Annotated in this window: 1 pseudogene; it reads left to right on the top strand. The window is 62.4% G+C overall.

What is annotated here, in order from left to right:
* Positions 1-234: 234 nt before the first annotated feature.
* A pseudogene (locus HU767_RS28590) lies at positions 235-429 on the top strand (DUF6124 family protein); the annotation flags it as partial.
* Between the last annotated feature and the right edge of the window lie 55 nt (positions 430-484).

Below are 484 nucleotides of genomic sequence, written 5' to 3'. Positions count from 1 at the left end.
GGGCCATGGATGGCCCTTCGCGGCGGCCCACGGAGCAATGCCGGAGTGAGGGCACACCGAGCCTAGGCGAGGTGCCGAGTGGTGGGGCAAAAGCGTTTTGGTTACTTTTGACTGGGCCGGCTTCCGGGCTTCTCAAAAGTGACCCGCCGTAAGGGCGGAACCCTAAGCCGCCGTTACCGCAGCAATGGATATACACACCGCCCTCACAGCCGACCAAGCTTTGTGGGAATGGTCGGCATCGACACCGAATGCCTCCTCACCAACCTCAGCGAAACCCTGGCCTCCGCCAATGCCACGATCAGCGACCTGGCCTTCGAACTTGAAGCCTCGCGACGGCATGTCGCCTTGGGGGTACAGCAGCTGATTGAACTGTATGCATTACTGGCCAATCGAGTGCTGGACGAACGGGTGCCGGTGGCGGAAGGCTAGAAGAGCTGCGAAGGCGAGCGCCGAACCTGTGGCGAGGGAGCTTGCTCCCGCTGGG

The organism is Pseudomonas sp. SWRI179 (assembly GCF_014268705.1).
Classification (GTDB): Bacteria; Pseudomonadota; Gammaproteobacteria; order Pseudomonadales; family Pseudomonadaceae; genus Aquipseudomonas; species Aquipseudomonas zanjanensis.
The sequence above is the reverse complement of the archived record's forward strand: the minus strand, read 5'-3'. Positions and strand labels throughout refer to the sequence as shown.